The following is a 7,452-nucleotide window of genomic DNA, read 5'->3' as shown; positions in this document are numbered from 1 at the left end:
GGCGGGCCCCGGGGAGCTCCCGGGGCCCGCCTCCGTGCTGTCGGTCCTGCGGGTGGCTGCGGTCCGCCGTCGGCCGGGGAGCGGTCAGTCCCGGGCCTGGGCGACACCGAGGGTGTGGAGGTAGTCGAGGGCGGCGTCCCGGGGCACGTACCAGGCCTTGCCGGTCCGCATGGCCGGCAGGTCGCCGGAGTGGACCAGGCGATAGACGGTCAGCTTGGTCACCCGCAGTAGCGCGGCGGCGTCCGCGATGGTCAGGAACCGGATGTCGTCCGCTGGCGGTGGCGTCACCGGGTGCGTGAGGGCGGGCCCGGCAGGCCGGGTAGGTTCGTGCATCCAGGTGGTCAGCCGGTCGAGTTCCCGCTGGACGTCGCTCTCGCTCGGCGGCGGCACGGCCTGCTCGATGCGCCGGAGCAGGTCGGGCAGCGGGTCGGTGTTGTCGGCGGAGTGCCAGATGATCGTCATGATGCCCTCCTCTTCTGTGCGGTGCCCTCTGCGGCGGGCTGGGCGAAGGGCAGGTGCTCGCCGACTTCGGCGCCCAGACACAGGCGGGCTTTGTGGAGATGCACCCGCACGGTGGCGGGTGAAATGCCGAGACTGCGGGCGATCTCGGCCGGGGCGAGGCCCTCGCGCCAGGCCAGGACGGCGACCGCGCGCTGGGACCGGGGCATGGCGGAGATCGCCGCCCAGCAGCGTTCGAGAGCGGCACGGGCCACGGTGACGTCCGCCGGATTGTGCGGGGCGCTGGTGTAGTGCTCGCACACCTGGAAGTGCAATTCGTTGAAGTGGACATCGTGGCGAAGATCGTCGATGAACCGGTTGCGGCACACCGTCCTGAGCCACGCCTTCTGGCCGTCCAGCGAGCGGGAGCCGACCTCGTCCCATTTCAGCGCGGCCTTCTGGAAGGCGTACTGAACGAGGTCAGGGGCGTCCGCCGCACCGGCCAGCACGGTGGTGCTGCGCAGCACGTCGCGGTACGCGGCGCGGTACAGCGCGGTGACGGCGTCGGCGACGTCCGCCGGGATGCGCCGGGTGTGCTCTGTCGTCACTTGGCCCCCTGGGTCCGCTCGTCCATGTCCGTTCCCCCGGTCGGCCGGGCGCCGACCTGGACCCGCATGCCGGGCCCGCCCATCCCGCTCTCCTGTTCCACGACGGTGCCCAGCGGCGACCGTTCGACCAGCGCGACCAGGGTGCGTCGGCGCTGCCACTCGGCCAGCTGCCGCACTGCCACCCCCAGGGCCCCGACCAGGGCCGGCACGATCCATGACGACTGGTGAGCACCCAGCGCCACGAACGGCACCGCCGGGGTCCAGCCGAGCAGTTGAGTGAGCCCTTGACGCTTCATACCCAGCAGACGAACGGCAACCCCAAACCGTTTACATCTGTGACGTGTCGGTGATTTGCTGATTGATCTTATTGGTGAACTGGGGGTTTGCAGGTTGGTTGAGAAGCGTGGGGTGGGGTTGGGCTCGTGTTCGGGGGTGTGGGTCGGTGCGCCGGTGTCGTTGGCTGACCGTTCTGGCTGTGTGGCCTGTGTGGTTGGTTGAGAATCAGCGGATGGCATGAGAAGTAGTGGGACTTCCGCAGTTTGGTTGAGAGCCCTGTATGCGGGTGGACCGGCATGGGTGGTATCGGGCGTGGTTCGTCTTGGCCGCCACCACGGTCGCGGTTGACAACCGCGCGTACCCGGTGATCCCGCTCGACCCATCAGCGCCCCGTCCTTGCGCCCCTTGTCGCTTCGGGCGGTGGCTTCGGTGTCGGTGGAGGGTTCTAGGGTCGATGGGTGACGACGACTTCCAGCCCGCACCCGGGTCTTCCCGTGCCGTTGCTCGATGTTCTGCCGGATCCGTGGGTGGTGCTGCGGGGTACGGACTGGCCGTCGCTGGGCACCGCGTACGGGACCGCGGAAGGGCTGCCCCGGGTACTGGCCCCGCTCCTGGGCCCGGACCTGACCGTCGAGGAGACCGGGAAGGCTCTCAATGCCCTGGAGCCGGTGCAGCACCAGAACACGATCTACGAGGCAACCGCGCCGGTCGCGTTGTATGTCGCGGCGGTCCTGGGCCGCCGTGCCGAGCACCGTCGCGGGGCGGCGGACAGGGTGAGTGCTCCGCTGCTGGGCCTGCTGGCCGGTATCGCCTACGACAGCGACGATGCCTGCGTGGCGGCCCATCAGCGGTACTTCGAGGAGGACTTCCTGGAGGGCTACCCGCCCATGGCGGCCGTACGTGCCCTGAGGCCGCTGCTGTTCCAGGCCGTCGTCCCTTTCCTCGACGACCCCGACACCGCGGTCGCCGAGAACGCGCTGCGCGCCGCCCTGGCATTCGCGGAACACCCCGACCTGGCCGCGCACCGTGACGGCCTGGCCGGCCGCGCCCGCCGCCTCCTGGCCGTCTGCGACACACGGTGGCGCCGCTGGCAGGCCCTTGACGCCCTGACCGCGTGGGGCCACGACACCACCGGCCTCGCCCGGCCCGGCGACGACGACCGCAACCCCTACGTCACCAGCTCTTCTTGGCCCCGCGGCGACGGGGACCCCGACAACCCGCCATTCTGACCATCAGGCCCCAAGCCAACCGACCTCCACCGGTTCCTGGCCTCCTCGCCGGGCACGGGCTGTTCGGGCCGGCGTGGTGGCGCGACGGCCGCCCTGGACGGCACGCCCTCACCGAGGCCCTGGACAACCCCGACGGCTCGACCCCGAGGTTGCGCGCGGATGTCCTTGGCGCGCTCGGCGTGCGGAAGGTCGCCAGCGCCTGCTGCGGCCCAGGGCGGCGTCGAACAAGGCAGTCCGGCAGGCACTGGGCGACCTCACGCTGCACGGCCTGGCAGCCTCCGACGGCAGCACCGCCGCTCGGCGCAAGTCGTGGCGGCCACGCTGCGCTCGGTCACCGACCACTGCCCGCGCGGTAGGCCGCCACGGCGGCCGGCAGGACGGCTTCCACCCCGACCACGGGCGCCTGCTCGATCAACTTGTCCACTGTCAGCAGCACATCGCCTTCCCGGACAAACGCCCGCTCGATTACCCACGGCTGCGTGTCGTCCGCGGAGGTGACGGTGATCCGCAGCACCAGGCCGTCGTCCGCCGGCACGCCCGGATCCTTCGTCGAGACGGTGTTGTACGTCGCGGGGCCGCCGAGAGGAAGCGCGTCCGAGTAGGAGGCACAGCGCTGCGCCGCGCCGCGGACGGCGGTCATGACGGCGGCCGCCTGGCCTGGCCCGTAGCGGTCGAGCGTCTCCTCGCCGTACCAGCCGTCGGCGAGGCTGTGAGGGTCGGTGGGCGGCCGTTCCAGGCTGACCCACGCCTCGTCCAGGACCTGTGTGTGGGTGGCAAGGAAGCTGTCCGTCACCAAGTCCGAGCACGGCATTGACATGATCGGGGCGCGAGGAGCGGGGGAGCGGGGAACGTCGGGCAGCAGCTTGAAGCCGACCGGAAGCTGAGCGGACGTCAGCAGACCGGCGGCCAGTCGCGGCGGCACAGGCCCTGCAGAGGCCGGGGCCCCACCCCCCGACTGCACGCCGGAACACCCAGCCAGCCCCACTGCGACCCCCGCAACCAGCGCGACAGCACGCACACGCACCGGACAACCCCCTCCGTAGCCCCAAGATCGCGCGCATCCTCTCACGCGCCGGTGTGGCCCCGAACCGTCGGCCCACGCGTTCCCGCACGGCAGAGGGCTGGGCCCGCTGGTGCTGCCCGCTCCGACCAAGCGAGAGCTGGTGGCCGCGCTGGCCTCCACTCCAGACGATCCGTGGTGGGAGGACCGCGTGCTCCACGCCAGGCTCTACCCGGTGAGGGACTGGATGTGACCTGTTGGTGTTGTGGGACGTGGAATGGCCTCATATGCCAACTTGTCTGGACCTTTGGTTGGACCTGTTGGGGGTCTCTAGTGGGTCGGGCCGGTGGTGGGTTGGTGACTGTGTGTGGTGGTGGGTGGGAGTCCGGGGTCCGTCGGTCTCGCTGGGTGGGGTTGGCGGGTGTTAGGCCTGTATTCGGGTGTGAATTCCGCCGTGTATTCAGTGCTGCTGCTTTTGTGGATTCGCTGCCGGTGGTGATGTTAATTCGGGAGTGGTTTGGTCGGGGCGGGCTGGTGGCCGGGTTGGTGTTCGGTTTCGGTGGCTGGGTGCTCGACGGGCCTGGTGCGGCTGTCCACAGGTGGCTGGTCGGATGGTGGCGGGCATGGTGACGAGGACTTGTCCGGTTGTGTGCCGGGACCATGCGCGGCTGACTGCTGGTGGTCCGGGCTGTTGCCCGGTCGGCGCCTACGGCACCGTTCAGGGCGGGCTGCTGGCTCTCCTCGCCCGTCAGGGCGATGGTCAGGTGCTGTGCCTGGGGAGTGGGCTGCGCCGGGACCGGGCGGCCGCCCGGGCGGTTCGGCGGTTGGCTTTCTGGCCGGAGGTCAGGCCCGGCGCGGTGTGGCGGCACGCTCGTGGCACCCGCTGGCCTGCTGGCGCTCGGCTGCGCCGCGCGGTGGTGGACCGGCTGCGGCTGGAGTTCTGTGTGGGACCGTCGATGCGCTCGGCTGCATACTGGCGGGATGGGCTACGGGGTGGGGTCCGGCGAGAGCAACTGGGGCGGCGGGGTGCTCGGGGAGATATTGGGGCGTGCGGCGGAGGGCCTCGGGGTGGTCCTGCCCGAGCAGGACGGGCAGCGGAGCGGGAGCGGCACAGCGGAGTACGTCGACGCGGGGCTCGGCCGGCGGGTGCGGGTGCAATCGGCCGACGAGCAGCGTCGGGCCTTCTGGGTGTACCTCCAGAGCAACGGAAAGCACCTGGCCTGCGGGTGGACCGCCGATCCGGCTGAGGTGGTCAGGGCGGCGGTGGCCTGGACCGGCGGAGCGGGGCTTGAGGAGACGAAGGGGCAGGCCCCGTGCATTGGGTTCCGTCCTTGGGCCCTCGCGCACGAGCGGGAGCCGCTCGGTGCTGTCGAGTTGGCGTGGTGCCTCAAGCTCGACCGCATCCACATGCCGTCGATGAACCGTTTCCCGCGCGTGCATGCGCTGTTGGCGGCGGCGTACGCCCAGCCGGTTCTCCGCCAACTGATGCCGGTGACCAGCCACTTCAACCTCTGGTTTTCCACCAGTACCACGGCGCGATGGAATACGACACGGGTCGGATACATGATCCGGCCGCACGACGAGGGGTTCTACGGCGTACGGAACGGGAGTGAGTTGCTCGCGCGCTTCGAGACGCCGCAGGAGGCCGTCGCCTTCGTGGTGGCCGTCCTGCCGGAAGGGATCGGGCCGGCGTGTTAACGCGTCGTTCGAGCGGTACTGGCAGCGATCGTGTTCATCGCCATGTTCGGCTGCACCTGGCGCCAGCGCTCTTGATCGCCAGGAAACCGCCTAGCGGCCGGTCAGGTGGCGGGATGTGAGGTGGACTTCACTGAGTTGGGCGGTGGTCAGGTGTCGGGCTTCCCAGATGACGGCGGCCACGTCCGCTGCCCGAGGGTGCGGTGGTGGCAGGTCGTCCGGCAGGTGGATGCCGCCGAGTACCGCGAGGTCGGCAGCGGCAAGGCCGAGCACACCCGCGAAGCCGGCCACCAGCTCGGGGGTGGGTTCGATGGTGCCGCGGCCCACCCCGCCGACGGTCGAGGCCGATAGGTAGATCCGCCCGCCGGTCACCGCGTGCAGGGCCTGCGCCGTGCATAGCCAGGTGAGGTTCCGGTTGTGCGTGAGCGTCAGGAGCACCGCACCGAAGCCCGGCTCGTAGCGGTGGTACGGCCGGTCGACCCCGCCCCGCCCCTCCCGCAGCAGCAGGGGCTGCGCCCGGATCGCGTCCAGCAGCAGGGTCCGGTTCTCGGCGGGCATGCCCATCGTGTTGTAGACGACGGATCTGATCGACCAGTTCGGGTTGCGGGTGACCGGCGTGAGGTCGTCGGGGACCGGTTGTCCGGCGAGGATGAACAGGTCGGCGGTGTGCAGCCCGAGTATCGGCCCGAGGTCCCGCAGCAGCCGTCCGGTCGGCTCCCGCCCGTCGAGTACGGCCTGCAGCTCCGCCGGGTCGGCGCCGGCCACCGCCGGGAGCGCGGTGGCGTCGAGCGCCCGTCGGTCCATCAGACGCGCCAGCAGCTCACCGAACTCCAGTACTCCTGTCATTCCGTTAGCCTAGGCACCTGCATGGAGGCCGCCAGGCCGCCCTCCCCTGCTTCTCCGCTATGCCCTTGCCACCGTCCGGTCCGCCGGCCTCGGCCGCTCCCCGCCGCCGTGCTGCTCGTCCCGCCCGGTGCAGCGCTCGGCTGCTGGGCCTGGCCGCCGTCCTGGTCGGCCGCCAGGCCGTCCCGCTGCGCCTGGTCCAGCTTGTCCTGCCGCCGGGCCCTGGTGACGCCGTCAGGGCCGTGCCCTGCCCGCCCGGGGTGCCCGGCTTGTCCGGCCGTCTCGGGCCTCGTCCTTCCCGCCGCCTTGGCCCGGTGTTCGGTTTGGTGTCGTTGCCGGGGGAATTGTTCCGGGGGCGTCTCGCGGGATTTCTGGAAGGCCAGGGAACGGCTGGTGTCGTGTCGGTCGCGAGGGCCGTAGGCCCCTTTCTTGTGTGCCTGAATTCTGTTTCTCGCCGTTGCGCCTCGCGCGGCTTTTCTGTTTCACTCGGAGAAATGGGAGAAATGCAATCTCTATCCGGCGTTAGAATGCCGCCGAATGGTGTGGTTGAGAATGGCGCAACGGGGCTCTTCATTCGCTGTCCGTGCGTCTTTGCGGGTGGGTTGGATAGGGCGTACGTAGCCCTGGTGATGGCGTCGGAAACGCTGCCGGAAGCGCTCCGGGCGCCGGTTTCGGATTCTCGTGTTGAAAGCCTGTCAGGGACCGTCGGACAGGGTGCCGGTGAAGGCCTGTCGCGGGGCTCCGGCCGGGGCGGTGGGCCGGGTGTCCGGGCGAGGGCCGCAGGCCCACCTCCGAGGGCGGCTGTTGGGCCGACAGCCCAGCAACCAGGCCGTAGGCCGGTCACGGGTGGGGGACGGGAGGGGGAGGGTTGTGGCTGATACCCGAAGTCCGCGACACATTGTCAACGCCCGGGGCCGCAGGCCCGGGCCGGCACCCCGTCCGATCGGGGGAGGGGCCGCTACCCGAATTTCGCGTCACATCGTCAACGCCCATCCCCGGGCGCAGCCCGGGAATGCTGCCTGCCGATCGGCCCGATAGGGCCGTGAAAAAGGCCCGCCCAATCAAGCCAGAATGCCAACGGATTGACGGGCCGTAGGCCCGGGGGAAAGCCACCGCTCGGCGGAGCGCAGCGACGTCCGACGCCCGCCACGATGGCGCGTCACGTACCCGAGAATTCGCCACCGGCGAATTTCCCCCGCCACGCACGGCCCGCCGAGGCGCAGCCGAGGCCACACCACGCATGGTGACGGCGTAGCCGGCACCCCCGCACCTGGCGGTGCGTCAGCACCGCTGCTCTCTCGTCAGAGAGAGTCTAAGCCGCAGGCTTCCGCCCCCGATCGGACGGGGTGCCGGCCCGGGCCTG

7 protein-coding genes are annotated in these 7,452 nt (G+C 70.6%); 2 read left to right on the top strand and 5 right to left on the bottom strand.

Annotated elements, in window-relative coordinates; genetic code table 11:
- Positions 1 to 84: 84 nt before the first annotated feature.
- The 3 genes from AB0F71_RS31660 to AB0F71_RS31650 all read right to left on the bottom strand — a co-directional run bounded on the left by AB0F71_RS31660 (position 85) and on the right by AB0F71_RS31650 (position 1,342).
- Positions 85 to 288, bottom strand: a complete 204-nt coding sequence (locus tag AB0F71_RS31660; RefSeq protein WP_360241807.1) for a helix-turn-helix domain-containing protein — start codon at positions 286 to 288, stop codon at positions 85 to 87.
- Positions 289 to 458: 170 nt separating this feature from the next.
- On the bottom strand, positions 459 to 1,046 hold the full coding sequence (locus tag AB0F71_RS31655) for a sigma-70 family RNA polymerase sigma factor (RefSeq protein ID WP_360241646.1): 588 nt from the start codon (positions 1,044 to 1,046) through the stop codon (positions 459 to 461).
- The gene (locus tag AB0F71_RS31650; RefSeq protein WP_360241643.1) at positions 1,043 to 1,342 is read right to left on the bottom strand and encodes a hypothetical protein; all 300 of its coding nucleotides are present in this window, start codon (positions 1,340 to 1,342) and stop codon (positions 1,043 to 1,045) included. The genes AB0F71_RS31655 and AB0F71_RS31650 overlap by 4 nt, the downstream gene beginning before the upstream one ends.
- 438 nt (positions 1,343 to 1,780) lie before the next feature.
- On the opposite strand from AB0F71_RS31650, the gene AB0F71_RS31645 reads away from it, so the two are divergent.
- Positions 1,781 to 2,551 carry a hypothetical protein gene (locus AB0F71_RS31645; protein WP_360241640.1) on the top strand — a complete coding sequence of 257 codons (771 nt, stop codon included), beginning with the start codon at positions 1,781 to 1,783 and terminating at the stop codon, positions 2,549 to 2,551.
- A gap of 331 nt (positions 2,552 to 2,882) precedes the next feature.
- On the opposite strand, the gene AB0F71_RS31640 is transcribed toward AB0F71_RS31645, so the two are convergent.
- On the bottom strand, positions 2,883 to 3,344 hold the full coding sequence (locus AB0F71_RS31640) for a hypothetical protein (protein WP_360241637.1): 462 nt from the start codon (positions 3,342 to 3,344) through the stop codon (positions 2,883 to 2,885).
- Between the two features lie 1,188 nt (positions 3,345 to 4,532).
- Between AB0F71_RS31640 and AB0F71_RS31635 the strand changes: the two genes are divergently transcribed.
- Positions 4,533 to 5,249: a DUF6193 family natural product biosynthesis protein gene (locus tag AB0F71_RS31635; protein ID WP_360241634.1), complete on the top strand. Its 717-nt coding sequence runs from the start codon at positions 4,533 to 4,535 to the stop codon at positions 5,247 to 5,249.
- 90 nt (positions 5,250 to 5,339) lie between these two features.
- Here the strand turns inward: AB0F71_RS31635 and AB0F71_RS31630 are convergent, their stop codons facing one another.
- Positions 5,340 to 6,092, bottom strand: a complete 753-nt coding sequence (locus AB0F71_RS31630; RefSeq protein ID WP_360241631.1) for a hypothetical protein — start codon at positions 6,090 to 6,092, stop codon at positions 5,340 to 5,342.
- Between the last annotated feature and the right edge of the window lie 1,360 nt (positions 6,093 to 7,452).

This window comes from Kitasatospora sp. NPDC028055 (assembly GCF_040637885.1).
Taxonomy (GTDB): Bacteria; Actinomycetota; Actinomycetes; order Streptomycetales; family Streptomycetaceae; genus Kitasatospora.
This window is presented reverse-complemented; position numbering and strand designations above follow the sequence as displayed.